Raw genomic sequence first — 24,249 nt, forward strand, 5'->3', positions numbered from 1 at the left:
AATCGGTTCGATAGCCTAATGAAGAAGAACAGTGCGCCCCTCCCCCTTGGCTATTCGCCGCTCCCCCCAGGCACCATTGCAAATGTCGTGACCTGTCTTGAAATGACAGCAAGACCGACAGAATCGAGCAGACATCAGCCAGAGGCACCCGGCACATTGTGCCGACTGCGGGCGGAAGACCTTACGCTCTACCGCTCGATATTCCGCGCTGTCGGCGAAGACTGGCTGTGGATGTCACGTCTCGTGATGAGCGACGAAGACCTTTCAGCGATCCTTGCCGACGACCGCGTCGAAGCCTATGCGGTCATGGACGGCGAAGGACCTGTCGGACTGCTGGAACTGGACTTTCGTGAAACAGGAACCTGCGAACTCGCCTTCTTCGGCTTGGTGCCGGATGCGATTGGCAAGGGAGCCGGTCGCTGGCTGATGAACCAGGCTCTAGAGCGCGCCTGGAGCGCACCCGTCCACCGTTTCTGGGTCCACACCTGCAGCTTCGATCACCCGGCGGCGCTTGGCTTCTACCAGCGCTCGGGCTTCCGCCCCTATGCCTCTTTTGTCGAGGTGATCGAGGACCCCAGATTGTCCGGCAAGATGCGGCGTGACGCTGCCCGGCATGTGCCACTCATTGCGCCTTGAACACCTGAAATCTCACACATTGACAAAAATGTGAAGCAGGTACTTGAGCCTTGCACATTCGTCATGCCACAGTCCCGCAACACACGTGAGTCAGGGAGACGAATATGGATGTTCGCGCCGCTGTTGCCGTGCAGGCCGGCAAACCGCTGGAAATCATGACCGTTCAATTGGAAGGCCCGCGCGCGGGTGAAGTTCTGATTGAAGTAAAGGCGACAGGTATTTGTCATACCGATGATTTTACCCTTTCAGGCGCAGATCCTGAGGGGCTGTTTCCAGCCATTCTCGGACACGAAGGCGCGGGTATCGTTGTCGATGTGGGCCCGGGTGTGACGTCAGTCAAAAAGGGCGACCATGTCATTCCGCTCTACACGCCCGAATGCCGTGAGTGCTACTCCTGCCTCAGCCGTAAGACCAATCTCTGCACCGCGATCCGCGCAACGCAGGGCCAGGGACTGATGCCCGACGGCACTTCGCGTTTCTCCATCGGCAAGGACAAGATCTTTCATTACATGGGCTGCTCGACCTTCGCGAACTTTACGGTTCTGCCGGAGATCGCCGTTGCCAAGGTCAATCCGGATGCCCCCTTCGACAAGATCTGCTATATCGGCTGCGGTGTGACGACCGGCATTGGCGCCGTCATCAACACGGCCAAGGTCGAGATCGGCGCGACGGCCATCGTCTTCGGCCTCGGCGGCATTGGTCTGAACGTGTTGCAGGGCCTACGCCTTGCCGGTGCCGATATGATCATCGGCGTCGACATCAACCCCGCACGCAAGGAATGGGGCGAGAAATTCGGCATGACGCATTTCGTCAATCCGACCGAAGTCGAGGGCGATCTGGTGCCCTATCTCGTCAACATGACGAAGCGCCATGGCGACACGATTGGCGGCGCCGACTACACCTTCGACTGCACCGGCAACACGAAGGTCATGCGTCAGGCACTGGAATCGGCCCATCGCGGCTGGGGCAAGTCGGTCATCATCGGCGTCGCCGGTGCCGGCCAGGAAATCTCCACCCGTCCCTTCCAGCTGGTGACCGGCCGCAACTGGATGGGCACGGCTTTCGGCGGTGCACGCGGCCGCACCGACGTGCCGAAGATCGTCGACTGGTACATGCAGGGCAAGATCCAGATCGACCCGATGATCACCCACACCATGCCGCTTGAGGGCATCAACAAAGGCTTCGACATGATGCACAAGGGTGAATCGATCCGCGGGGTCGTGGTCTATTGACCATGGCTGCGGCCTACACGGTCGATGTGCGGAGGATGGAAGACTTCTCCGCCGCCGATCTCTACGACATGCTGAAGCTGCGCGTTGACGTCTTCGTCGTCGAGCAGCACTGCCCCTATCCGGAACTCGACGGCAACGACAAGGACTGCCTGCATCTGCGGCTGCTGATGGATGGCGAATTGTTGGCCTGTGCACGGCTCTGGCGTTCGACGCCGGAGCATCATCCCCGGATCGGACGCGTGGCGGTCTCGCCAAACCATCGGGGCAAGCGGCTCGGCGAGGCCCTGATGCGCGAGGCGATTGCGGAGGTGGAGAAGCGCCATCCCGGCGAACCGATCGAGATCTCGGCGCAGAGCCATCTGCAGAAATTCTATGGATCGCTGGGCTTCGAGGTGATCTCGGAGGAGTACCTGGAAGATGGGATTCCGCATGTGGATATGCTGCGGCGAGTATGAACTTTCAGAGCAGCTGAACATGCGCCACAATGTCTGCGGGGACATCATTGCCGGTAGATGCATTTGTGGCTACAATTCTGTTTGAATGGGATGACGACAAGAACGCGATGAATATCGCCAAGCATGGTCTGAGTTTTGATCGGGCCTGCCGGGTATTTGACGACGTGGTACTCACCATCCAAGACGATCGCCGCGACTATGGCGAGACACGCTTCAACACGATCGGTATGATCGATGGCATTGTTATCATCGTCGTAACCCACACGGACAGAAATGGTCGGATCCGGTTGATTTCAGCCAGACCAGCCAAACGAAGGGAAAGGGAGCGTTATGCAGAAGCGCTTCGACAAAGAACTCAGCCTTGAGGAACTCGCGAGCCTTGACGATGACGCCATCGACACCAGCGACATACCGGAACTCGACGAACACTTCTGGCAGAATGCCGTGATCGTCGAGCCGGAAGGCACGGAGCAGATCACGCTCCGAGTCAAGAAGTCCGTGCTTCAGGTCTTTCGTTCAACAGGCAAGGGCTACCAGACCCGGATGAATGCCGTGCTCGAATCCTATGCCCGTAGCCTGAAGAAGTAGCAGCATGCCCGAAATCTATGTCGATGCCGATGCCTGTCCGGTGAAGCCGGAGATCCTGAAAGTCGCCGAGCGGCATGATCTGCCGGTGACTTTCGTCGCCAATTCCGGCCTTCGTCCCTCGCGCGATCCGATGGTCAAGAATGTCATCGTCTCCGGCGCCTTCGATGCAGCCGACGACTGGATTGCCGAGCGCTGCGGCGAAGGCGATATCGTCGTCACCGCCGATGTGCCGCTGGCCGGTCGATGCGTGGCCGCCGGTGCGCTGGTTACCGGACCGACGGGACGCATCTTCGACACGGCCAATATCGGCATGGCAACCGCCATGCGCGACCTCGGCCAGCATCTGCGCGAGACTGGCGAGAGCAAGGGTTATAATGCCGCCTTTTCGCCGCGCGACCGTTCCGCTTTCCTCGAAACACTCGACAGGCTCTGCCGTCGCATCAAGAAGTGAGCCATCGCGCTCCCACAGACAGGATCGATCCATGAAAGTCATCTCCCAGAACACGGCCTTTGGCGGCATGCAGGGGGTCTTTGCCCATGACAGCGAAACAACCAAATGCGAAATGACCTTCGCCGTCTTCGTGCCGCCCCAGGCGATCACCGAGAAGCGTCCGGTGCTCTGGTATCTCTCAGGCCTGACCTGCACCCATGCCAATGTCATGGAAAAGGGCGAATATCGACGTATGGCCGCCGAGCTCGGCCTGATCGTGGTGTGCCCGGATGTCAGCCCGCGCGGCAATGACGTGCCGGATGAACTCACCAACTGGAAAATGGGCAAGGGTGCGGGCATGTATCTGAATGCCACGGAAAAGCCTTGGGCCGAGTACTACCAGATGTATTCCTACATCACGGAAGAGCTTCCCGGCCTGATCGCCGAACAGTTCCGCGCCGACATGAGCCGCCAGGGCATTTTCGGCCATTCCATGGGCGGCCATGGCGCGATGACGATCGCGCTGAAAAACCCTGAGCGCTTCAAGAGCTGCTCGGCCTTCGCCCCGATCGTCAATCCGCTCACCGCCGACTGGACGCAGGATGCGTTTGAAAAATATCTCGGCGCGGATCGTGCCAAGTGGCGCGAATACGATGCCTGCGCGCTGGTCGAGGACGGCGCCCGCTTCCCGGAATTCCTTGTTGATCAGGGCAAGGCCGACAGCTTCCTGGAGATGGGCCTCGCGCCCTGGAAGTTCGAGGAGGCGGTGAAGGGTAAGGATATCGGCCTGACGCTGCGCATGCATGAGCGCTATGACCATTCCTACTACTTCATCTCGACCTTCATGGAGGATCATTTGAAGTGGCATGCGGAGCGGCTGGGGTGACTTGATCGACAAACGTCGTCATGCTCGGGCTTGTCCCGAGCATCCGCTACCGTTGGGTGGATTGCGATGTCAGTAGATCCTCGGGACAAGCCCGAGGATGACGACCGTCAAGCCTGAAAAGGCTCACCCCGGCCGATAGACGAACCGCTCGAAATCCGCTGGTTTCGCATGGCCTGAAACGTCAAAACAGAACATGCCGGCAAAGGCACCTGTAAACGAGCCGTGCTCGCCGAAGCCGCCCTCGTCGGAGACCACACCGGCATCGAGCACCGGGCCGATGGCCTGCCACGCACCTTCGCCCGCCACACGCCAGAAGAACTGCAGGTCGTTGTCGGTGATCTCCATGGCGAGATCCACGGCGCCATCGGGGATCGACTGGCCCATGCCGATCGGGAACTCCAGCTTGCCCGAAGGATAGTCGCCCGGGCAGGACAGGATGATCAGCGAGCGGCCGAGCGTTTCATCGGTGGAGATGCCGAGCGCGTGGAACTTGTAGCGGTTATAGTAATGCGTCAGGCCTGCGACCTGCTGATAGGTATCGGGCGCAAATTCAAGCCGCGTTTCGGCGCGGAAACGGTGATGCTCCTGGCGGCGGGCGACCAGCGACTGCTCGAACCAGGAGCCGATGCTTTCGCGACCGAAAAGGCGCAAGCGCCCTGCCCGTTTGGTCAGGGTGAACAGGCGCTCCGGCTGCGGCGTGCGCAGCCACTGGAATTCGGATGGTAAGTCGGAGCTATCGAAGGCCCTGACGATCTCGACCGGTTCCTCGCGCTTGATGGCACCATGGGGCGCCGGCACCTCGACGGATGGCACGACGCCGCCCTGCTCGAGATAGAGCCAGCCATCCTCCTTCCAGACGCATTTCTGCAGGCCCGTTTCGCGTCCGAGTGTGCAGCGGCGCTTGGGCGGCATGGGGCGGCCGCAGAGATGGGTGTGGTAGACCTGGCCATCCGGCGTCTCGACATATTGCCCGTGGCCGGCGCGTTGCAGCACGGCTTCGGGATTGTCTTTCGAGGTGATGAGATGCGTGTTGGGATGCATCTCGTAGGGGCCGTCGATCGAGCGGGAGCGCGCCATGGTCACGACATGGTCGTAGCCGGTGCCGCCCTCGGCGGTCGTCAGGTAATACCAGTCCTTGCGCTTGAAGAGATGCGGGCCTTCAACGAGCCCTTGTTTGCTGCCCTCGAAGATGTTCTTGATCGGGCCGGTGAGTTTTTGCGTCTTCGGGTCCCATTCCTGCAACAGGATGCCGTCGAACTTGGCATGGCCGATGGTGTTGCGCGCCTCGGGGCGATGGTTCCACTGCATGTTCAAGAACCACTTGCGCCCATCATCGTCATGGAAGAGCGAGGGATCGAAGCCGGAGGAATTGACGTGGATCGGATCGGACCACGGGCCTTCGATCGCGGGCGCCGTGACCATGTAGTTGTGCGCGTCCTTGAAGGAACCTTCGAAGCGTTTGACGTCGGTATAGACGAGCCAGAACAGCCCGTCAGCATAGGAGAGGCAAGGCGCCCAGACGCCACCGCTGTCGGGATTGCCGCGCATGTCGAGCTGGCTGGCGCGGTTGAGCGGACGGGTGACGAGGTCCCAGTTCACGAGGTCGCGCGAATGATGGATCTGCACACCCGGATACCATTCGAAGGTGGAGGTGGCGATGTAGTAATCCTCGCCCACGCGGCAGATCGAGGGATCCGGATTGAAGCCCGGCAGGATGGGGTTGATGATCATGGCGTGTTTCCTCCTGCCTGATGGCTTATTTTACGTGAACGATGCCCCTCATCCCCCTGCCGGGACCTTCTCCCCGCAGACGGGGAGAAGGCGGAGACGGTCACCGCAGTGCCCACCTCCCCCTTGAGGGGGGAGGTCGCCGTGAGTTTGGAGTTTGGCAGATGAAGCCGGACTCCTGCACGTCACCCCACCCCGGAGCTTCGCTTCGACCCTCCCCCTCAAGGGGAAGGTTTTCGTTACTTCTTCTTCCGTGGCGGGCCCTTGCGTTCGGCGGACGCAGCCCAGATGTTGATGTCGGCGTCCTTGGCGAAGACGTCGATTTCGGCGAGTTCTTCCGCTGTGAAATCGGGCGTTTCGATCGCCTTGACGCAATCCTCGACCTGGGAGGGCTTCGACGCGCCGATCAGCGCCGTGGTAATGCGCTTGCCGCGCAGCACCCAGGCGAGCGCCATCTGCGCCAGAGGCTGGCCGCGCTTTTCGGCGATCTTGTTGAGACCCCGAATGTTTTCGAGATTGCGCTCGTTGAGAAAGCCCGGATCGAGCGACTTGTCCTGCGCCGCGCGGGTGCCCTCAGGGATACCGCTCAGGTATTTCGACGTCAGCATGCCCTGGGCGAGCGGCGAGAAGACGATCGACCCGACGCCGAGCTCTTCCAGCGTGTCGATCAACCCGTCTTCCTCGATCCAGCGATTGATCATCGAATAGCTGGGCTGATGGATGAGAAGCGGAGTGCCAAGGCTTTTGAGGATCTCGTAGGCCTCGCGGGTGCGCTTCGAATTGTAGGAGGAAATCCCGACATATTGCGCCCTGCCGGTGCGCACGATGTGGTCGAGCGCGCCGCAGGTTTCTTCGAGCGGTGTGTCCGGATCGAAGCGGTGGGAATAGAAAATATCGACATAGTCGAGGCCCATGCGCTTCAGGCTCTGGTCGCAGGAAGCGATCAAGTATTTGCGGCTGCCCCATTCGCCGTAGGGACCCGGCCACATATTATAGCCGGCCTTGGACGAGATGATTAGCTCGTCGCGATAGCCACGGAAATCCGTGCGCAGGATTTCGCCGAAGGCTTCCTCGGCGGTGCCAGCCGGCGGGCCGTAATTGTTGGCGAGGTCGAAATGGGTGATGCCAAGGTCGAAGGCCTTCTGACAGATCGCCCGCTTGGTGGCATGCGGCGTGTCCTGGCCGAAATTGTGCCAGAGCCCCAGCGAGATTGCCGGCAGCTTGAGCCCGCTCTTGCCGCAGCGATTATAGGTCATCCGCTCATAGCGGTTTTCGGCGGGGGTATAGGTCATGGATGGTTCTCTCCCAGAAGGTCTTGTCTTTGAGTCTGCCCCTCATCCCCCTGCCGGGACCTTCTCCCCGCAAGCGGGGAGAAGGGGCAACACGCCGGCCCCACCGGCCTTCTCCCCGTTTACGGGGAGAAGGTGGCGGCAGCCGGATGAGGGGCTAAGACACAGACCTTATCTAAGCAGAGCCTGCGCTTCGTCGATACCCAGAGCCGCCGGTTGGGTGCAAGTTGTCGACAGGGTTACGAATTCGCCCGTCTCGCCCGATTTCAGGATCGAAACCATGACATCGACGCCGTGCAGGGTGCGATCCAGCGAGCAGCGGGCATCGCGGCCTTCGAGAATGGCAACCGCCATGTCGGCGAGACCGGCGGTGCGGTAGTTGGCGCGCGGCCCTTGCGGGCTTTCCTGGTTGTTGATGCCGAAGGGATGATCCCAGGCTGCGAGCGGCTGGATGTCCTTGTTGCGCCCGGAGGCCTCGACCACGCCGCCGAAGAAGTTCGGATCCGGCACATAGAGCGAGCCCTCGGTGCCGTAGAGCTCCATATTCGCATGGCGGTGGCTCCAGACATCCCAGCTGGCCGACAGCGTAATCGTCGCGCCGTTCTGGAATTCCAGAAGCGCGTGGATGTTGGTGGGGGTCTTGACCGGGATCACCTCGCCATGGCGCGGCTGGCTGGTGATCGTGCGGGTCTCGTTGGCCATCGAGGTCAGCGCCGCGACACGCTTCACCGGTCCGATCAGGTTGATCAGGTTGGCAATGTAATAGGGACCGAGATCGAGAACGGGACCGCCGCCGGGCAGGAAGAAGAAGTCCGGGTTCGGATGCCACATCTCCATGCCCGGGCTCATGACATGGCAGGTGCCGGAGGTAACGCGACCAATGCCGCCCTTGTCGATATAGGCACGCGCCAGCTGATGCGCACCGCCCAGAAAGGTGTCGGGCGCGCAGCCGACGGACAGGCCCTTGGCCTTGGCAATGGCGCGCAGGTCTTCGCCCTGTTCGAGCGACAGGACCAGCGGCTTTTCCGAATAGACATGTTTGCCGGCTTCGAGGATGCGCTTGGAGACCGGGTAATGCGCGTCCGGGATCGTCAGGTTGACGACAATGTCGACCTCGCCATTGGCGAGAAGTTCGTCGATCGTCTGCGCCTTGACGCCGTATTCCTCGGCGCGCAGCTGGGCCGCATTCATGTTGAGGTCGGCGCAGGCAACGACCTTCAGGCCGCGAAACAGCGGCGCCAGCGAGAAGTAAGTGGTGGAGATATTGCCGCATCCGATGATGCCGACGCCGAGTTCGCGTGCCATGGAAATGTCCTGCTTGCTGCCAGTGGTTCAATAGGTGTTGAAGGAAGCGATCGAACGGGTGATCAGCCGGTCGATGTCCTTGGGATTGTCGTGTTCGACGACGAAATGCTGGACGCGGGTGCCCTTCAGCGCCGCAACCAGGCCCTTCCAGTCGACGGTGCCATGGCCGACATCGGCCCAGCCGTCTTCGTCGGTATTCTCGCCAGCCGGTGCGATGTCCTTCACGTGGACGGCGCTGATGCGCTTGCCGTAGCTTTCGATCCAGGCGAAGGGATCGGCCTTGCCGCGGATGACCCAGGCGATATCGGCTTCCCAGTCGAGCTCGGGACCGCCGGCGAAGATCTGTTCCTGCGGGGTCGATCCGTCGGACAAGGCCGCGAATTCGAAGTCGTGATTGTGCCAGCCGAAGACCAGGCCGGCATCGCGCAGCGGCTTGCCGGCAGTCTGCAGGCGCTGGCCGAAGGCAAACCAGCCGGAGGCATCCGTGGGACGCTGATCGGGCATCAGATAAGGGCAGTAGACCGCCTCAATGCCGAGCGTTTTGGCGATCTTGATGACCCGGGCCGGATCGTTCTCGATCATGTCGAGGCCGAAATGGGCGGTCGGCATGGTCAAGCCGTTCTGGTCGAGCTCCTTGCGGAAGGCATCGAGTTCGCCATCGGCAAGCGAAGCATAGAGAGCACCGTAACCCTCGACCTCACCGTAACCGGCGGCCTGGAGCTTCGGGTAGATGCCGCTGAAGGGCTGGAAATTGCGGGCGCTGTAAAGCTGGAAGCCGAGCGTCGTCATGGGGTAGTCTCCTCCTCGTGTTTCCCTGGATCGGGCGCCCAGGGTCTTGTCTGTGTCCCCCGTCAGTCCACCGACTGGCAGGTGTAGAGATCGTAGATGCGGAACTCCGGCAGCTCGCCTGCCGGCAGAGCAGTCTGCGGCGTGAAGATGATGCGGCGGCTCTCGCCGGCTGACAGGTCGAAGGCATTGTCCGAATAACGACCAGGGGTCGCGCTTTCGAGCATGACAAAGAGGGCAAGACCATGGGCCTTGACCGTGATCTCAAAAGAACCGTCGACGGTCGGGGCGACCGTGGTCTCAAGCCGTGATGGCTCGAGTGCGAGCGCCTTGTAGGTGCCGTGGACGTAATGTCCCTCCCCGCTCATGCCGTTGGAGGCGATGAAGCTCCAGGCGAACAGACCGTCTGCGGGGATCTCGCTGGCATCGAGCGTCACCAGAACATCGGCGGCATCCGGTCCGCAATCGCCCTGTACGCTTTTCAGTGGAATGCGGTCCCCCGACAGCGTCAGCAGGAAGAGATTGGCGTCGATCGTCATGGTATCGAGCGTGTCGTTGACCATCGACAGCGCGATGGTTGCGCCGTCTTCGGACGGAATGGCAGCAACGGCGACCGGCTGGAAAAAGCGGCGCACCATGTAATGCATGGCCTTCCAGCTGCCGCCGTAATCGAGGCTGGACCAGGAGGCGACCGGCCAGGTGTCATTGAGTTGCCAGTAGATCGTGCCCATGCAATGGGGTTTCAGCGAGCGCCAGTATTCGACGGCAGTCTTGATCGCGAGCCCCTGCTGGATCTGGCTCAGATAGACGAAATTGGCGAAGTCCTTGGGGAAGCGGAAATAGCGGAACATGGTGCCCGCGATGCGCTCGTTGCCGCCGGCATTCTTCTGATGCAGCTCGATGACAGGCGAGGCAATGTTCATGTCGCCCTTGTCGGCAAATGTCTCAATGACCGGCAGCGAGGTATAGGACTGGAAACCGAATTCCGAGCAGAAGCGTGGCTTGACCGTTCGGTAATTGTCGAAACTCTTGTTTTCGTGCCATACCGACCAGTAATGCATGTCGCCCGAGCCGTCGGCGTGCCAGGCGTCACCATAGTCGAGATAGCCGGAGGCCGGGCTGGACGGCCACCAGATTCCTTGCGGGAATGCGCGTTTGACGCCCTGCTCGATGGTGCGGTTGAGCCGGTCATAGGCGACGAGATAGCGGTCACGATTGGCAATCGATTCCGGAAACCAGGTGAGCGCGCCGACCAGCTCGTTGTCGCCGCACCACAGGACGATCGAGGCGTGGCTCGACAGCCGCCGCACCTGATAATCGACCTCCTGGGCGACATTGTCGAGGAAGTCCTCGCTGCACGGGTAAAGGTTGCAGGCGAACATGAAGTCCTGCCAGACCATCAGGCCCAGCCGGTCGCAGAGATCATAGAACCAGTCCGCTTCGTAAAATCCGCCACCCCAGACACGGATCATGTTCATATGCGCGGCAACCGCCGAATTCAGAAGATCGGTGGTCTTCTCCTGCGAGGAGCGCGAAAACAATGCATCCGCCGGGATCCAGTTGGCGCCACGGCAGAAGATCTCGCGGCCATTGACCTTGAGCGCAAAGCGGCTGCCGGCCTCATCCGGATCGGTCAGAAGTTCGACGGTACGCAGACCGATCTGACGGGTGACGGTCTCGGTCGGCAGATCGACAGTCAGCGTATAGAGCGCCTGCTCGCCGGACCCCGCCGGCCACCAGAGGCGCGGGTTTTCGATCTCGAAAACATGCACCACCCTCGTATCGCCAGCTGAAATGCCGACGTCGAGGCGCACACGCTCGGTATCGAGGGTGAAATGCAAAGGCACCACGGCAGGCTCACCCGAATGAATGGTCGCGGTAACCTTGAGTTCGACGCGACCATCGGCATGGTGGGCCTGCTCTGTCTCGACATGCTCGATCCGGGCGGGATCGAGCCTCTTGAGCGACAGCGTGCCGTAGAGCCCGAGCGGCGCAATCGCGATATTCCAGTCCCAGCCGAAATGGCATTGCGGCTTGCGCAGCATGTTGCCATGCGGAAGCGGCGAATTACCCTTGTGATAGGGCACGTAAAAAGGCTGACGTGCCTGTCGCTCGGCCCCGGCAATCAGGCTCGACTGAAAATGAATGCGGATCAGGTTTTCCCCGGGCACCAGCACATGGTCGACGGCCGACCGATAACGTCGGAAGCAGTTGTCGGCGCTCAGAACCGCGACATCGTTGATGAAGACGATGGCGACGGTGTCGAGCTGGTCAATGTCGAGATACCAGTCGCCGCCGGGATCGGAAACGATGAAGCGCCGTTCGACGATCCAGTCCTGCTCGGCCACCCATTGGACCTCGCGCTCATTCATTCCGTAGTAAGGGTCCGGAATGATACCTTCCCTCGCCAGCGCCGAGTGAACGTCGCCGGGAAGCTCGATCAGGCCATGGTGGTCACCATCGCCGCTTGCAAGCGTCCATTCGCCCTGGAGGTCGATGTCGCCGCCTCTGACATTGTCATGCATGGCACGGGTCCTGGAGAAAAAAGCCGCCCCAGCCGGTGGCCGGGGCGTCAGGCGGGGAGAATTCTAGATGCGCTCTTCGGTCGACTGGTCGAAAAGCGATGCGACCGACATGTCGAAGCCGAGCTTCACCTGGCTGCCGGGATTGTACCGCCGGGTGCCGCCGATCCGCACCGAAAGCGTATGGCCAGCATGCTTGAGCCAGAGCAGGTTGTCGGCCCCCATCGGCTCTTCTATGTCGACAACGGCATCATGGGCTTCCCTGCCCGCAGACATGTCATCGACCTTGATGTGCTCCGGCCTGACGCCGAGAACGACCTTGCGTCCGGCGACGAGCGGCTCACCGGCTTCATAGCCATCGAGCGAAAACGGAACGCCGTGCGTCACAAAGAGGATCTTGCCATCCTGTTCGACAAGTTCGCCACGCAGGAAATTCATCGAGGGCGAGCCGATGAAGCCAGCCACGAACAGGTTGTTCGGACGGTTGTAGATCGTATTCGGATCGGCAAGCTGCTGGATGACACCGCTTTTCATGATCGCGATACGGTCGGCAAGTGTCAGTGCCTCGATCTGGTCATGCGTGACATAGATCATCGTATTCTTCAGATTGTGATGCAGTCGCTTGATCTCGACGCGCAGCTCGGAGCGCAGCTTGGCGTCGAGGTTTGACAGCGGCTCGTCAAACAGGAAGACATCCACATCGCGCACCAGAGCCCGGCCGATGGCCACGCGCTGGCGCTGTCCGCCCGACAGTTCGGCCGGCTTGCGCTTGAGCAAAGGGCCGATCTGCAGGATTTCGGCCGCCCTCGCGACGCGCTTGTCGATCTCGGCGCGCGGCATGCGGGCCACCTGCAGACCGAAAGAGAGGTTCTTTTCCACCGTCATCTGCGGATAGAGCGCATAGGACTGAAACACCATGCCGATGCCACGATCCTTGGGCTCTTCCCAGGTGACATTGCGATCCTTGATGAAGATCTGTCCGTCGGTCGGTTCCAAAAGGCCGGCAATGCAATTGAGCAGCGTCGATTTCCCGCAGCCGGACGAGCCGAGCAGAACCAGAAACTCGCCATCGACAATGTCGAGATTGAGGTTCTTGAGAACGCTGACTGCGCCGAAGCTCAAGGAAAGATCTTTGATGGAGACACTGTGCTGCATGACATTAACCCTTGACTGCGCCGGCGGCGATCCCGCGGACGAACAGGCGTCCGGACAGGAAATAGACGATGAGGGGAACCGCCCCGGTCAGAAGCGTTGCTGCCATGTTGACATTGTATTCCTTCACGCCCTGAACGGAATTGACGATATTGTTGAGCTGAACGGTCATCGGATAGTGTTCGGGACGGGTGTAGACCACACCGAACAGGAAGTCGTTCCAGATGCCGGTAACCTGCAGGATGATTGCGACCACGAAGATCGGCAGCGACATGGGCAGCATGATGCGGAAATAGATCTGCCAGAAGCCAGCCCCGTCTATGCGCGCGGCCTTGAACAGTTCTTCCGGCAATGACACGAAATAATTGCGGAACAACAGCGTCAGGATCGGCATGCCGAAGATAGTATGCACGATGACCAAGCCGCTGAGGCTGCCATAAAGCCCCATTTCACGCAGCAGGATGACCAGCGGATAGAGCATCACCTGATAGGGTATGAAGGCACCGAAAATCAGGATCGTGAAGAAGACTTCGGAACCCTTGAACTTCCAGTTCACCAGCGCATAGCCGTTGATCGAGGCAATCAGGATCGAAAGCACCACGGAGGGCACCAGGATCTGCACCGAGTTCCAGAAGCCACGCGAAAGCCCGTCGCAATTGAGCCCGGTGCAGGCCGTGGCCCAGGCCTTGACCCAGGGTTCAAAGGTGATTTCGACCGGCGGCGCAAAGATGTTGCCGAGCCGGATTTCGGGCATCCCCTTGAGAGAAGTGACAACCATCACCCAGAGCGGCAGCAGGTAGTAGAGGCTTACAAGCGCCAGAATGCCGTAAAGAATGATGTTGCGGCGCGACAGGATGCGTTTCGGTTTCGCCCCGCGCGGGCCGGTCATGACGTGATCAACCATGTTTGCGCCTCCCGCCGAATTCCAGATAGGCCCAGGGGATGAGCACAATCAGCACTGTCAGCAGCATCATCGTCGAGGCAGCAAAGCCCTGGGCGAGATTCTGCGCCTGGAACATATAGTCATAGACGTATTTTGCCGGCACTTCAGACGCATTTCCGGGACCACCGGAGGTCTGGGCGACCACGAGGTCGTAGAGCTTGACGATGCCGGCAGCAATGAGAACCAGCGCCGTGATGAAGACCGGACGCATCATCGGGATGATGATGAAGATATAGGTCCGCCATTTGGGAATCCCGTCAACCCGCGACGCCTTCCAGATGTCTTCGTCGATGCCCCGCAATCCAGCCAGCATGATGCACATGACAAAGCCCGTACCTTGCCACAGGCCCGCGATCAGAATGCCGTAGATGACGATATCGGGGTCATAAAGCGGATTGAATTCAAAACTCGTCCAACCAAGGCTGCGCACGATCGACTGGATGCCAAAGTCGGGATTGAGGATCCACTGCCAGACCAGACCGGTGACGATAAAGGACAGGGCGAAGGGGTAGAGCAGAATGGTTCGGAACGCGTCTTCATAGCGGATCTTCTGGTCAAGCAGAACGGCCAGCAGGAAACCGATGACAATGGTAAAGACCAGCGACAACACACCATAGATCATGATGTTTTCGATGGATACGAGCCAGCGACTGGTCCGCCAGAGGCGTTCATACTGATCAAAACCGACGAAATTGGTCCGCGGCAAAAGCTTCGAATTGGTGAAAGAATATAAAACGGTCCAGAGCGTTCCGCCGACAAAGACGACGAGTGCTGTAAAGATCATGGGCAAAGCCGCGATCTTGCCGTTGAGATTGCGAAACAGCCTGTTTGGCCGCTTGACGCGCGACATGGCAAAACCTCCCCTGTATGCGCGGGATTGCCCGGGCTGACGACCCGGACAATCCGTTTGATTGCGTACCGATCAGGCACCGCTCTTCAGATTTTCGACCCACTTCTTGTGGGCTTCTTCCGGCGACATGTCGGACTTCCAGAACTCGACCATCAGGTCTTCGTTCTGCTTGACGACGTCCGGGGACCAGACCATGTCACCCGTCGGCACGAGATTGCCATCGGCAAGGATCTTCAGGCCCTTCTTCATGCAGTCATTGGCTGCACTCAGATCAACGTCGCCACGGATCGGCAGCGAACCCTTCTTCAGGTTGAAGGCGACCTGCACTTCCTTGGAGACCATCAGAGCCGCCAGTTCCTTCTGAGCCTTTTCCTTTTCCGGATCGTTCAGCTTGGGGAAGTAGAAGGCGTCGCCACCGGTCGACAGATATTCGTTGACACCGAGGCCCGGCAGGCAGGTGTAGTCCTGACCGGCGACCTTGCCGGCGACGGCAAATTCGCCCTGCGCCCAGTCACCCATCAACTGACCGCCGGCCTGGCCGGTGATCACGAGGTTGGTGGCCTGGTTCCAGTCCTGGACGGTCGACTTGGCAGCGAGCTTGCGGGCATCGGCGGCGGCGGCGAAGACCTTGGCCATTTCCGGACCGGCAGCTGCGTCCATGTCCTTTTCGATATTGACCTTCTTCCAGACGTCCATGCCGGCAACAGCAACCGTCATTGCGCCGAAGGCAAGGTTGGATTGCCAGGGCTGATTGCCGAGCGCCAGCGGAATCTTGCCGGCTTTTTCGAGAGCCGGCGCTGCGGCGACGAACTCGTCCCAATTGGTCGGAACCGGAACGCCGGCATCGGCAAAGGCCTGGTTCGAGAGCCACAGCCACTCCGGCGAGTGAATATTGACCGGCGCGCAATAGATCCGGCCATCGACCGTGCAGGCTTCCAGAAGCGACGGCGGGAAGATCTTTTCTTTCCACCCTTCGGCTTCAGCAACATCGGTCAAATCGAGCATCAGGCCCGCCTCGACCAGTTCCAGCGCCTGCTGGCCGTGGTTGAACTGTGTGGCACCCATCGGATCGCCACCGGTGATGCGGCTGATCATGATGGGACGAGCCGTACCACCGCCACCGGCGATCGCACCATCGACCCATTTGTTGCCGGTCGCATCGAACGCCTTGGCCAGCTCGGCAACCGCTGCCGCCTCGCCACCAGACGTCCACCAATGCGTTACTTCAAGCTCCGTTGCGTTTGCAGACGCAAACGGCAGCGCGACGGTTGCCGCCAAAGCGGCTGCAAAACTACGAAAATTCATGAGTCTCCTCCCTCACTGAAACGTTGCCGGAAAAATCTAGTCCAAAACCTAGGGCTTGCGCAACCGATACGGCTCAAAATATTCTTTAAATCGATTAATTCCCGTTATGGTTGCATTCAGTTTCCACGTTTAAAGCGTTTTCGAATTCCCCTGATACCGCATCGCGGCATCCAAATTCAGGGGGTTTTGTCGTCATTTAGGTTGACTTCAGCCAAATTGTGCTGCCCAGCAACAAATATTTGTCGAAAGCCTGGGATTCTCCTGCGCTCTGCGCGAGAATAATCGCAAAGGTTGCATTCGATCACGCCTATTGCCAAAAAAACTCTCGACAAAGAAGCTGTATCGTTACAGATTTTGCCTCTTGGGAGGTTGGGACTTCTCGGTTGCTGACTGTTTGCAGGGATGGAAAAGGCAACTATAAGAAGGCCCTAAGGATGTGCAGGGGAGACCATGGTGGATCAGCTTGAAGGCGACTTGGCAACGCCCGTGACGCCGAGAGAACGACCGACCTTGAAGACAATTGCCTTCATGACGGGCCTTGGAATAACCACCGTATCCCGCGCCTTGAAGGATGCCCCTGACATTGGGGCAGAGACAAAACAACGGGTGCGGATGGTCGCTCGCCAATTGGGTTACCAGCCCAATCGAGCTGGCGTTCGCCTCAGAACCGGCAAGACAAATGTTATTGCCCTCGTGTTGGGCATCGATGAAGAAATTCTGGGATTTTCCAGCCAGATGATCGTCGGCATTTCCGAAGTATTGTCCGGCACGCCTTACCACATTGTCGTGACGCCGCATGCCCATAGCAAGGACCCCATGGTGCCGGTGCGCTATATCCTGGAGACGGGCTCAGCTGATGGCGTGATCATCTCTCGGATAGAGCCACAGGACAGCAGGGTGAAGCTTCTGTATGAGCAGAACATGCCCTTTGCCACCCATGGCCGGACCGACATGGGAATAGACCACCCCTATCACGACTTCAACAATGAGAGCTTCGCCTATGGCGCCGTCCAACGACTCGTGCGTGATCGCGGTCGCCGTCGAATTGCCCTGCTGGCCCCGCCCAGCAAGATGACCTATTACGCCCATACCCGCAGCGGCTTCCTGCAGGGTTTGAAGGATTTCGGGGCTGAAGAAGTCCCCCTGCCCGTCAACATCGATGCACCAATCCAGGAAATCCGGCAAAAGATTGAAGATATCATGCGCGGCAAGAATGCGCCGGATGGCCTTATCTCCTCCTCAGGCAGTGCAACGATTGCCGTGCATGCGGCGGCAGAGGCAGTTGGCAAGCCAATCGGCAAGGCCTTCGATCTTGTATCCAAGCAAGGGTTGCCACTTCTAAGCTGGATCAACTCCGACATAATCACGGCAGAGGAAGATGTACGCAACGCCGGTCGTGAACTGGCAAAGGCAATCATCGCGAGGATCGATGGTGTGGATGCGAGCCTGTTGCAAAGCCTCAGTGAACCGCACTGGCACACGGCATGACCTCAGGCCAGGAGTCTTCGTTCGTTCCATAACACCCGAGCCACTGGTCAGCGCGGCTCAAAACTTCCCTGGCATTCGAGAAGAAACGCGTGGCGGAGATGTCGTTCCGCTTCGGCAGGCGAAATTGCATCAAGCCCTGAAAGAATAAGGGCAACAAGCCCGTCATGAAGAGCACTGAGCCGCAGGGCCGTCGCGGCAGGGTCCGGCTGGTGCCAGTTCTTGCCATGACACCCTACCGTCAGCACGGCGGTTAGAGCGCCCTTCATTCGCGATGACAGGCCTCCTTGTGAAGCTATTGGGTCGTGGGCCTTTCGAAATCGTGCTGAGGCTTGCGACCTATGGCAGCCTTCGCAGAACATAGGCGCAGGAAAGTGCCAGACCCTGTCACAGCGGGGGGGAGCCGGGAAACATCGTCCGACATGCAACACCATCAGGCGAAGGATGGCGCATCTCCGTCATTCCAGACCACGACCGAGTTGCGACCACCAACTTTTGCAGTATGAAGCGCGGCGTCGGCGCGTTTCAGCAACTCATCGGGTGAAACCTGCATGGCACCATGAGCAACACCTATGCTCACGGTCACCGACACGATCTCGTCCGCGAGGATGAACATCTGTTCTGCCACGCTTTCACGGATCGTGTTTCCGAGCGCTTCTGCCCGCGCGACATCACAGTCAGGCACATAGGCGGCAAATTCCGCACCTGCCAAACGACCTACGAGCGCGTTTTGCGGCAGTTCGCGTGAAATGAGCGAGGCGCATGTCTTCAAGACCATATCGCCACCCGAATGTCCGAAGCGGTCGTTGATCCGTTTGACATGATCCACGTCGACATAGAGGAAAGCGCCCTCTCCGCGCACTTTCGTCGATAATGTCTCTAACAGAGAAAGGAAACTGCCGCGGTTGGCCAGCCCCGTCAGCCTATCGGTCGCCGCCGCCCAATGCGCCTCACGCTGCAGCCGTTCCTTGGACAAGACTTGCAATGAAACACTCGCAGCTAGGGCGTTGGTAAAGAGGACAAGCAACAGAACCTTGTACCAAAGAGGCGCGGTCTCACCGGTCAGCGCAGCCGGTGGGAGAGGCTGGACCACTGCAGCCAGCGTGCCCGCGATCATCGTCACGGTCGATAGTGTGAACCACCGAAGCAGCAAAGGACGACTCGGCAGATACTCATTGCCGCCGCCGGTAAGATGCTCCCAGACCATCAGAGCAGAATAGCCGCTTGCAAATGCCAGACCGACGACGAAACGAAGATTACCGTCAAGCTGCAGCGCAGGCACCGAAAAGCTCAGCAGAACCCAGAGCGCAGGCCCAACGGCAGCCAGTCGAATGTAGATGCTGCGTCCGTCAAAAAGACGCAAGCCCTGCCATGCCAGCGCCATGCCGAGAAGCATGAGCCCCTGCGCGACCGAGACAGTCAAGAAATGATAGCCCCCATGATGAAAGGCGCCCAAGAATGCGTCCGCGCCACCACTACCCATCGCGGATGCGAGAATTGCGTAATCGTGACGCTGGGGCTCTGCCCACCAGCTCCGCAAATATACGACACAAAGCACGGAAAGGGTGGCAAACCCGCCAAGCAGAATTGTGGGGACGTTAACGGACAACATCGAAGGGCGCCTGAAATCGAAAGACTTTATTAATTGCCTCCCGACGCTAAGGTCGAGATGTTAACTGCCACTCAATCGAATCGATCGCATTTTATCCGTTGAACCGAATTCCCAGGCCAAACGTTGCTGGCCAATCACAATGGCACTGAAATGCCGTCTTTTCCAACAACGAGCGGTCCAGACCAAACAGGCTGGAGCGCTTCTATCCAGTCTTTTTCGCCAAAGTTTGGATCATCGGCAGGAATCAGGTGATTCAAGACAAGGCAGCCAACCCTGGCATCCGCAGCAACACGACCGGCCTCGGCAGCGAAACTGTGTGACGCGACCAGATGCTCGTAAAGACGAGCGCCATTGCCCGTCCGACGGACGATGCCTTCGATGCCTTCAGGCAACATCGCCTCATGCACAAGAACATCCGCCCCGGTCGCGAACTCGGCAAGCGGCGCGAAATAGGCCGTATCGGCTGAAAACACGATGGTCTTGCCATTCCCACCGAACTTGAGCGCAAAGCAATCCGTGACGGGCGGGTGATCGACACGAAGCGCGTCCACTCGCAACCCGTCACCATCGAGGACGAGCCCCGGACCGTATTCCACGATCGTCACCAGCTGCGCCAGATCTGGCCGCCCCTCGTCATCGATTCGGATCTGGATGTCGAATGCCATCGATTGCAGGAAGCCCTGCCAGAGCGCCTGTGTGCCGCAAGGGCCATACACGGTGACCTGGTGGGCAAGGCCGGTGGTCCAGGCGGTATGGAGAAGCGGACCAAGCTCCAGAACATGGTCAGAATGCAGATGCGTGATGAAAATCAGGTCCAGCTCCTTGAGCAGCATACCGGTCTCGACAAGAGCCCGAGAGACGCCCAGACCGCAATCAATGACGATCCGCCGACCGGAAAGCGTCAGCAGGCTTGATGTCGGATTGGGTCCGCCTGGCCGAATTGCCGGACCACCCTTGGTCCCCAGAAGTGTCAGCATGTCTGTCATGAAAAGGCTCCCAACAAAAACGAGGCCCGACATCACCGGATATCGGACCTCGACCCCTCTGCACGTCTTCTGACGAACTCAGAACTGGCCGGCCCAGGGGCCGTGATGAATGTCCTTGCCGTCGAGGCGGTCGAAGCCATGCGCTCCGAAGAAATCGCGCTGCGCCTGGATGAGGTTCGCCGTGCCGCGACCGCGACGATAGGTGTCGAAATAGGAGAGCGCCGACGACAGCGCCGGAACCGGAAGGCCCGACAGCGCTGCATGCGCGACGACCCGACGCAGCGCACCATCGGTTTCCTTGACCATCTCGGCGAAGGCAGGAGTTACCACGAGGTTGGCAACGTTCGGATCCTTGGTGAAGGCCGAGGTTATCTCGTCGAGGAACTGCGAACGGATGATGCAGCCAGCGCGCCAGATCTTGGCAATTGTCGGCATTGGGAGCGACCAGTTGAATTCGGCAGACGCCGCAGACATGACCGCAAAGCCCTGAGCATAGGCCGCGATCTTGGCGGCGAGCAGCGCGTTCTCGAGATCGGCGATGAAAGCGGCCTTGTCCTTCGGCGCCTCGGCCAGTGCGGGCAGGCCGAAAAGCTTTTCGGCCGCAATACGCTCTTCGCGCAGCGAGGACAGCACGCGACCGGCAACGGCGGCCTCGATGCCGGATGCGGCAACCGCGAGGTTTTGCGCCTCGATGGCCGACCACTTGCCGGTGCCCTTCTGACCAGCGGCATCGACGATCATGTCAACCATCGGCTTGCCGGTTTCCGGATCGGTCGCCTTCAGCACCTTTTCGGTGATCTCGATCAGGTAGGAATTCAGTCGGCCCTTGTTCCACTGGCCGAAGATCTCGCCGATTTCGGCAGCCGACATCTTCAGACCATCGCGCAAGATGCCGTAGATCTCTGCGATCATCTGCATGTCGGCATATTCGATGCCATTGTGGATCGTCTTGACGAAGTGACCGGCGCCATCGGTGCCGAGCCAGGCAACGCAGGGCTCACCGTTGAATTTGGCAGCGATCGAAGTGAGGACGGGTTCGACGCGCTTCCAGCTTTCCTCGGTGCCGCCGACCATGATCGACGGACCGTGACGGGCACCTTCCTCGCCACCGGACACACCCATGCCGATAAAGGTCACGTCGGTTCCGGCGAGCCGCTCGAAACGCGCAACCGTATCGCGGAAATTGGCATTGCCTGCGTCGATCATGATGTCGTTCTTCGCGAGATGCGGCATAAGGGCTGCCATCTGCTGATCAACGGCGTCACCGGCCTTGATCATGATGATGATCGGACGCGGCGGACGGATGGCGGCGACGAACTCTTCGATCGTATGGCAACCGATGATCTGGCCGGCCAGATCGCCAGCCTCTGCGAGGAATTCGTCCGTGCGCGCCGGCGTGCGGTTGAAAACCGCGATGCGATTGCCCTTTTCGGCAATATTGAGCGCCAGATTGGAGCCCATGACGCCAAGACCGATCAGTCCGATTTCCGCTTGCTGCACGATAAAGCCTCCACATGCAAATCGATTAAAGAGGCTCGTTTTCGCATCCTCACCCAAAGGCGGCAAGGTCAAAACTTGATCAATTGGTCAACAAAAAAACGGCTCAGCGCTCCGGGCGGTCGTCGTCTTCGCTGATGGCCCGCCAGGCGGCACCATCGAGATCCTCATACTGGCCGCTCTTCAGCGACCAGAGAAAGGCAACCAGCCCAAGGCCACCGAGAAAAAGCGCGATCGGGATCAGGTAGATCAGCATATTCATGCGGCAAACCTCGCTTTCGAGGGCGATACGACAGCGCTGCCGCTGTCAGCAAGCGTGTCGGTGGCAATGGTCAGGCGGTTGAGTCGCAGGGCATTGACCACCACGATGATGGAAGAGGTCGACATGGCAACCGCGGCAATCAGGGGCGTCGCATAGCCCAGAAGAGCGATCGGGACCGCAATCACATTGTAGCCAATCGCGAGAGCGAAGTTTTCCTTGATCAGACGCCCGGCCCGTTGCGAGGCTTCAATGGCAAAGGGAACCGCATCCAACCCGTCGCGCATGAAGACGAAGTCGGCAGCCTGGCGCCCGACATCAGCAGCAGTCGCCGGTGCCATCGACACATGGGCAGCGGTCAAGGCCGGCGCATCATTGATCCCGTCGCCGACCATCAGAAGCTTGGCCCCCTCTGTCTCCGCCTCTGCACAGAAGCCGGCTTTCTCCTTGGGTGACAGGTCCGCCTTCCAGTTGGCTATGCCGAGCTTGCCCGCAATCGCCGACACGACCGGCGCACGGTCGCCCGAGAGGATGCCGAGGGTAAAACCGCGCCGCTTCACATCGGCAATGGCCGCGACAGCATGCGGACGCAACATATCTTCGAAGCGGTAAGCAGCAATTTCGACCATGTTCTTCGAAAGAACGACCTCCGAATAGGCGCTGTCTGCACGGCCACTGCCCTGCCCTTCACAGGCGAAGCGCCGATTGCCCAATCGGTAGACGTCCTCACCCTTGTGAGCGACGATGCCCGAACCGGGGATCTCTTTAACCCCGTCAAAGACGGTGACCGGTCCCGCCTGTGCCCTTGCCAGCGCCTGTGACAACGGATGTCGGGAATGGACCGCAAGCCCTGCAGCAAGCGCCATGGTGTTCGGATCCATGGCATGATCGGCCACAAGCTTCGGTCGCCCGAGTGTCAGGGTGCCCGTCTTGTCGAAGGCGATCATATCGATTTCAGCAAGGCGCTCCATCGCCGAGCCATCCTTGACCATGATGCCCGCCTTGAAAAGCCGCCCGGCGGCAACAACCTGTACGACGGGCACGGCAAGACCAAGCGCACAGGGGCAAGTGATGATCAGGACCGCAATGGCGACCATCATCGCATGCTTCCAGTCGCCATCATAAAAACCCCAGGCGAAGAAGGCCGAGATCGCCAGGAGATGCACGACCGGCGAGTAGTACTGGGCCGCGCGATCGGCAATGCGGCGATATCGGGCGCGTCCGCCTTCGGCCGCTTCCATCAGGTTGATGATTTCGGAGAGGAACGAGTTGCGGGCCGTAGCCGTCGCCTCGATCGTCAGCGATCCCGTCAGACTGAGTGTGCCGGCCTGCACGAGATCGCCCGGTTTCACCGGAACCGGCGCGCTTTCGCCATTGACGATCGACATGTCGATATCGCTTCCGCCGCCAATCACCCGCCCGTCGACCGGGATGCGGTCGCCGGCTGCAATGGCGATTTGATCACCGACCGATATCTCGTCAATTGCCCGGTACTCGCGTGATCCATCAATGCCGACCACCATGGCGCCGCGAGGATTGAGCCGCGCAAGACCGCTGATGGCAGAACGCGCACGATCACGCATGACATGGTCAAGGGTGCGGCCAATCAGCAGGAAAAACAGGAGCGATGCGGTCGCGTCGAAATAGGCGTGCTCGCCATGGTTCATCGTTTCCCAGAGCGAGGCGAAATAGGAAAGCGTGATCCCGATCGCAATTGGCACATCCATATTGGTCCGACCATGCCGTATTGCATTCCAGGCCGACTGGTAGAAAAACCGCCCGGCATAAATCAAAGCCGGCGCACAGATCATCGCGGAAATCCAGTGAAACAGATCCCGCGTTGCCGCATCCGCACCCGACCAGACGGAAACGGAGAGAAGCATGATATTGGTCGCAGCAAAGCCGGAAACGGCGACGGCACGGATCAACTGGTTGCGCAAAGTATCCGACGCCTGCTCGGCAGCGGTGAAGAGATGAGAGTCGTATCCGGTCGCGGCAATGGCACGCGGCAGATCAACAGGATCGCTCTCGACGCCGTCAACCGTTTCGCGCCAGACGACCGACACGCGCTTGGTCGACAGATTGACGCGCGCACGCTCCACCTGTGGCAGCGCGCGCAGGGCCTGTTCGACCGTCGTAATGCAGGTGCCGCAATGAACGGCCGGAACCGCAAGATCGGTCTGCATCAGGCCGGGACCGACACTGCGGCTTGAAATCACCAGTTCCTCGGCCGAAGGTAGCTTGTGCGGCGCGCGCTCAAGGTCCAGTGCACCTTCCGTTCCGGCGGCGCAGCAACTCATGAC

General features: G+C 59.8%; 23 protein-coding genes. 8 read left to right on the forward strand and 15 right to left on the reverse strand.

Features of this window, described 5'->3' with window-relative positions:
• Window positions 1–18 precede the first annotated feature (18 nt).
• The 7 genes from FE840_RS14040 to fghA all read left to right on the forward strand — a co-directional run bounded on the left by FE840_RS14040 (window position 19) and on the right by fghA (window position 4,227).
• Window positions 19–636: a GNAT family N-acetyltransferase gene (locus tag FE840_RS14040; protein ID WP_138286118.1), complete on the forward strand. Its 618-nt coding sequence runs from the start codon at window positions 19–21 to the stop codon at window positions 634–636.
• Window positions 637–740: 104 nt separating this feature from the next.
• Window positions 741–1,868: an S-(hydroxymethyl)glutathione dehydrogenase/class III alcohol dehydrogenase gene (locus tag FE840_RS14045; RefSeq protein WP_138286119.1), complete on the forward strand. Its 1,128-nt coding sequence runs from the start codon at window positions 741–743 to the stop codon at window positions 1,866–1,868.
• A 2-nt stretch (window positions 1,869–1,870) separates the two neighbouring features.
• Window positions 1,871–2,323 (forward strand): GNAT family N-acetyltransferase, encoded by a 453-nt coding sequence (locus tag FE840_RS14050; protein ID WP_138286120.1) that lies wholly within the window; start codon window positions 1,871–1,873, stop codon window positions 2,321–2,323.
• Between the two features lie 29 nt (window positions 2,324–2,352).
• The gene (locus FE840_RS14055) at window positions 2,353–2,688 is read left to right on the forward strand and encodes a BrnT family toxin (RefSeq protein ID WP_217622141.1); all 336 of its coding nucleotides are present in this window, start codon (window positions 2,353–2,355) and stop codon (window positions 2,686–2,688) included.
• Window positions 2,654–2,911 carry a BrnA antitoxin family protein gene (locus tag FE840_RS14060; protein ID WP_138286121.1) on the forward strand — a complete coding sequence of 86 codons (258 nt, stop codon included), beginning with the start codon at window positions 2,654–2,656 and terminating at the stop codon, window positions 2,909–2,911. Before FE840_RS14055 ends, FE840_RS14060 begins: the two co-directional genes overlap by 35 nt.
• Window positions 2,912–2,915: 4 nt before the next feature.
• Window positions 2,916–3,362 (forward strand): YaiI/YqxD family protein, encoded by a 447-nt coding sequence (locus FE840_RS14065; protein ID WP_138286122.1) that lies wholly within the window; start codon window positions 2,916–2,918, stop codon window positions 3,360–3,362.
• Between the two features lie 31 nt (window positions 3,363–3,393).
• Window positions 3,394–4,227, forward strand: coding sequence for an S-formylglutathione hydrolase (gene fghA / locus FE840_RS14070; protein ID WP_138286123.1), 834 nt, complete (start codon window positions 3,394–3,396; stop codon window positions 4,225–4,227).
• A 123-nt stretch (window positions 4,228–4,350) separates the two neighbouring features.
• On the opposite strand, the gene FE840_RS14075 is transcribed toward fghA, so the two are convergent.
• The 9 genes from FE840_RS14075 to FE840_RS14115 form a co-directional block, all read right to left on the reverse strand.
• The gene (locus FE840_RS14075; protein ID WP_138286124.1) at window positions 4,351–5,958 is read right to left on the reverse strand and encodes a glycoside hydrolase family 43 protein; all 1,608 of its coding nucleotides are present in this window, start codon (window positions 5,956–5,958) and stop codon (window positions 4,351–4,353) included.
• A 236-nt stretch (window positions 5,959–6,194) separates the two neighbouring features.
• Window positions 6,195–7,247 (reverse strand): L-glyceraldehyde 3-phosphate reductase, encoded by a 1,053-nt coding sequence (mgrA, locus tag FE840_RS14080; protein ID WP_138286125.1) that lies wholly within the window; start codon window positions 7,245–7,247, stop codon window positions 6,195–6,197.
• A 168-nt stretch (window positions 7,248–7,415) separates the two neighbouring features.
• The gene (locus FE840_RS14085; RefSeq protein WP_138286126.1) at window positions 7,416–8,549 is read right to left on the reverse strand and encodes a Gfo/Idh/MocA family protein; all 1,134 of its coding nucleotides are present in this window, start codon (window positions 8,547–8,549) and stop codon (window positions 7,416–7,418) included.
• A 27-nt stretch (window positions 8,550–8,576) separates the two neighbouring features.
• Window positions 8,577–9,338, reverse strand: a complete 762-nt coding sequence (locus tag FE840_RS14090; protein ID WP_138286127.1) for a sugar phosphate isomerase/epimerase family protein — start codon at window positions 9,336–9,338, stop codon at window positions 8,577–8,579.
• A gap of 62 nt (window positions 9,339–9,400) precedes the next feature.
• Window positions 9,401–11,860 carry a beta-mannosidase gene (locus FE840_RS14095; RefSeq protein ID WP_138286128.1) on the reverse strand — a complete coding sequence of 820 codons (2,460 nt, stop codon included), beginning with the start codon at window positions 11,858–11,860 and terminating at the stop codon, window positions 9,401–9,403.
• A gap of 63 nt (window positions 11,861–11,923) precedes the next feature.
• Window positions 11,924–13,012 carry an ABC transporter ATP-binding protein gene (locus tag FE840_RS14100; protein WP_138286129.1) on the reverse strand — a complete coding sequence of 363 codons (1,089 nt, stop codon included), beginning with the start codon at window positions 13,010–13,012 and terminating at the stop codon, window positions 11,924–11,926.
• Window positions 13,013–13,016: 4 nt separating this feature from the next.
• Entirely contained in the window at window positions 13,017–13,913 is an 897-nt protein-coding gene (locus FE840_RS14105; RefSeq protein WP_138286130.1) for a carbohydrate ABC transporter permease, read from the reverse strand.
• Window positions 13,906–14,802, reverse strand: a complete 897-nt coding sequence (locus tag FE840_RS14110; RefSeq protein WP_138286131.1) for a carbohydrate ABC transporter permease — start codon at window positions 14,800–14,802, stop codon at window positions 13,906–13,908. The genes FE840_RS14105 and FE840_RS14110 overlap by 8 nt, the downstream gene beginning before the upstream one ends.
• A 72-nt stretch (window positions 14,803–14,874) precedes the next feature.
• The gene (locus FE840_RS14115; RefSeq protein WP_138286132.1) at window positions 14,875–16,107 is read right to left on the reverse strand and encodes an ABC transporter substrate-binding protein; all 1,233 of its coding nucleotides are present in this window, start codon (window positions 16,105–16,107) and stop codon (window positions 14,875–14,877) included.
• Window positions 16,108–16,557: 450 nt separating this feature from the next.
• On the opposite strand from FE840_RS14115, the gene FE840_RS14120 reads away from it, so the two are divergent.
• Entirely contained in the window at window positions 16,558–17,595 is a 1,038-nt protein-coding gene (locus tag FE840_RS14120; RefSeq protein ID WP_138286133.1) for a LacI family transcriptional regulator, read from the forward strand.
• A 47-nt stretch (window positions 17,596–17,642) separates the two neighbouring features.
• Here the strand turns inward: FE840_RS14120 and FE840_RS14125 are convergent, their stop codons facing one another.
• The 6 genes from FE840_RS14125 to FE840_RS14150 form a co-directional block, all read right to left on the reverse strand.
• Entirely contained in the window at window positions 17,643–17,861 is a 219-nt protein-coding gene (locus FE840_RS14125) for a TetR family transcriptional regulator C-terminal domain-containing protein (protein ID WP_138286134.1), read from the reverse strand.
• Between the two features lie 164 nt (window positions 17,862–18,025).
• The gene (locus FE840_RS14130; RefSeq protein WP_171033657.1) at window positions 18,026–19,015 is read right to left on the reverse strand and encodes a GGDEF domain-containing protein; all 990 of its coding nucleotides are present in this window, start codon (window positions 19,013–19,015) and stop codon (window positions 18,026–18,028) included.
• A gap of 323 nt (window positions 19,016–19,338) precedes the next feature.
• Window positions 19,339–20,190: an MBL fold metallo-hydrolase gene (locus FE840_RS14135; protein ID WP_138286136.1), complete on the reverse strand. Its 852-nt coding sequence runs from the start codon at window positions 20,188–20,190 to the stop codon at window positions 19,339–19,341.
• Between the two features lie 78 nt (window positions 20,191–20,268).
• Window positions 20,269–21,690 carry an NADP-dependent phosphogluconate dehydrogenase gene (gene gndA, locus FE840_RS14140; protein WP_138286137.1) on the reverse strand — a complete coding sequence of 474 codons (1,422 nt, stop codon included), beginning with the start codon at window positions 21,688–21,690 and terminating at the stop codon, window positions 20,269–20,271.
• A 103-nt stretch (window positions 21,691–21,793) separates the two neighbouring features.
• Window positions 21,794–21,949, reverse strand: coding sequence for a cbb3-type cytochrome oxidase assembly protein CcoS (gene ccoS / locus FE840_RS14145; protein ID WP_138286138.1), 156 nt, complete (start codon window positions 21,947–21,949; stop codon window positions 21,794–21,796).
• Window positions 21,946–24,246, reverse strand: a complete 2,301-nt coding sequence (locus tag FE840_RS14150) for a cation-translocating P-type ATPase (protein WP_138286139.1) — start codon at window positions 24,244–24,246, stop codon at window positions 21,946–21,948. The genes ccoS and FE840_RS14150 overlap by 4 nt, the downstream gene beginning before the upstream one ends.
• Between the last annotated feature and the right edge of the window lie 3 nt (window positions 24,247–24,249).

The organism is Peteryoungia desertarenae, assembly GCF_005860795.2.
Taxonomy (GTDB): domain Bacteria; phylum Pseudomonadota; class Alphaproteobacteria; order Rhizobiales; family Rhizobiaceae; genus Allorhizobium; species Allorhizobium desertarenae.

Bases quoted from the DNA above. Each gene is read 5' to 3' on its own strand.
- FE840_RS14040 (WP_138286118.1), top strand. From the start codon at position 19: ATGAAGAAGAACAGTGCGCCCCTCCCCCTTGGCTATTCGCCGCTCCCC.
- FE840_RS14045 (WP_138286119.1), top strand. From the start codon at position 741: ATGGATGTTCGCGCCGCTGTTGCCGTGCAGGCCGGCAAACCGCTGGAA.
- FE840_RS14050 (WP_138286120.1), top strand. From the start codon at position 1,871: ATGGCTGCGGCCTACACGGTCGATGTGCGGAGGATGGAAGACTTCTCC.
- FE840_RS14055 (WP_217622141.1), top strand. From the start codon at position 2,353: ATGTCTGCGGGGACATCATTGCCGGTAGATGCATTTGTGGCTACAATT.
- FE840_RS14060 (WP_138286121.1), top strand. From the start codon at position 2,654: ATGCAGAAGCGCTTCGACAAAGAACTCAGCCTTGAGGAACTCGCGAGC.
- FE840_RS14065 (WP_138286122.1), top strand. From the start codon at position 2,916: ATGCCCGAAATCTATGTCGATGCCGATGCCTGTCCGGTGAAGCCGGAG.
- fghA (WP_138286123.1), top strand. From the start codon at position 3,394: ATGAAAGTCATCTCCCAGAACACGGCCTTTGGCGGCATGCAGGGGGTC.
- FE840_RS14075 (WP_138286124.1), bottom strand. From the start codon at position 5,958: ATGATCATCAACCCCATCCTGCCGGGCTTCAATCCGGATCCCTCGATC.
- mgrA (WP_138286125.1), bottom strand. From the start codon at position 7,247: ATGACCTATACCCCCGCCGAAAACCGCTATGAGCGGATGACCTATAAT.
- FE840_RS14085 (WP_138286126.1), bottom strand. From the start codon at position 8,549: ATGGCACGCGAACTCGGCGTCGGCATCATCGGATGCGGCAATATCTCC.
- FE840_RS14090 (WP_138286127.1), bottom strand. From the start codon at position 9,338: ATGACGACGCTCGGCTTCCAGCTTTACAGCGCCCGCAATTTCCAGCCC.
- FE840_RS14095 (WP_138286128.1), bottom strand. From the start codon at position 11,860: ATGCATGACAATGTCAGAGGCGGCGACATCGACCTCCAGGGCGAATGG.
- FE840_RS14100 (WP_138286129.1), bottom strand. From the start codon at position 13,012: ATGCAGCACAGTGTCTCCATCAAAGATCTTTCCTTGAGCTTCGGCGCA.
- FE840_RS14105 (WP_138286130.1), bottom strand. From the start codon at position 13,913: ATGGTTGATCACGTCATGACCGGCCCGCGCGGGGCGAAACCGAAACGC.
- FE840_RS14110 (WP_138286131.1), bottom strand. From the start codon at position 14,802: ATGTCGCGCGTCAAGCGGCCAAACAGGCTGTTTCGCAATCTCAACGGC.
- FE840_RS14115 (WP_138286132.1), bottom strand. From the start codon at position 16,107: ATGAATTTTCGTAGTTTTGCAGCCGCTTTGGCGGCAACCGTCGCGCTG.
- FE840_RS14120 (WP_138286133.1), top strand. From the start codon at position 16,558: ATGGTGGATCAGCTTGAAGGCGACTTGGCAACGCCCGTGACGCCGAGA.
- FE840_RS14125 (WP_138286134.1), bottom strand. From the start codon at position 17,861: ATGAAGGGCGCTCTAACCGCCGTGCTGACGGTAGGGTGTCATGGCAAG.
- FE840_RS14135 (WP_138286136.1), bottom strand. From the start codon at position 20,190: ATGACAGACATGCTGACACTTCTGGGGACCAAGGGTGGTCCGGCAATT.
- ccoS (WP_138286138.1), bottom strand. From the start codon at position 21,949: ATGAATATGCTGATCTACCTGATCCCGATCGCGCTTTTTCTCGGTGGC.
- FE840_RS14150 (WP_138286139.1), bottom strand. From the start codon at position 24,246: ATGAGTTGCTGCGCCGCCGGAACGGAAGGTGCACTGGACCTTGAGCGC.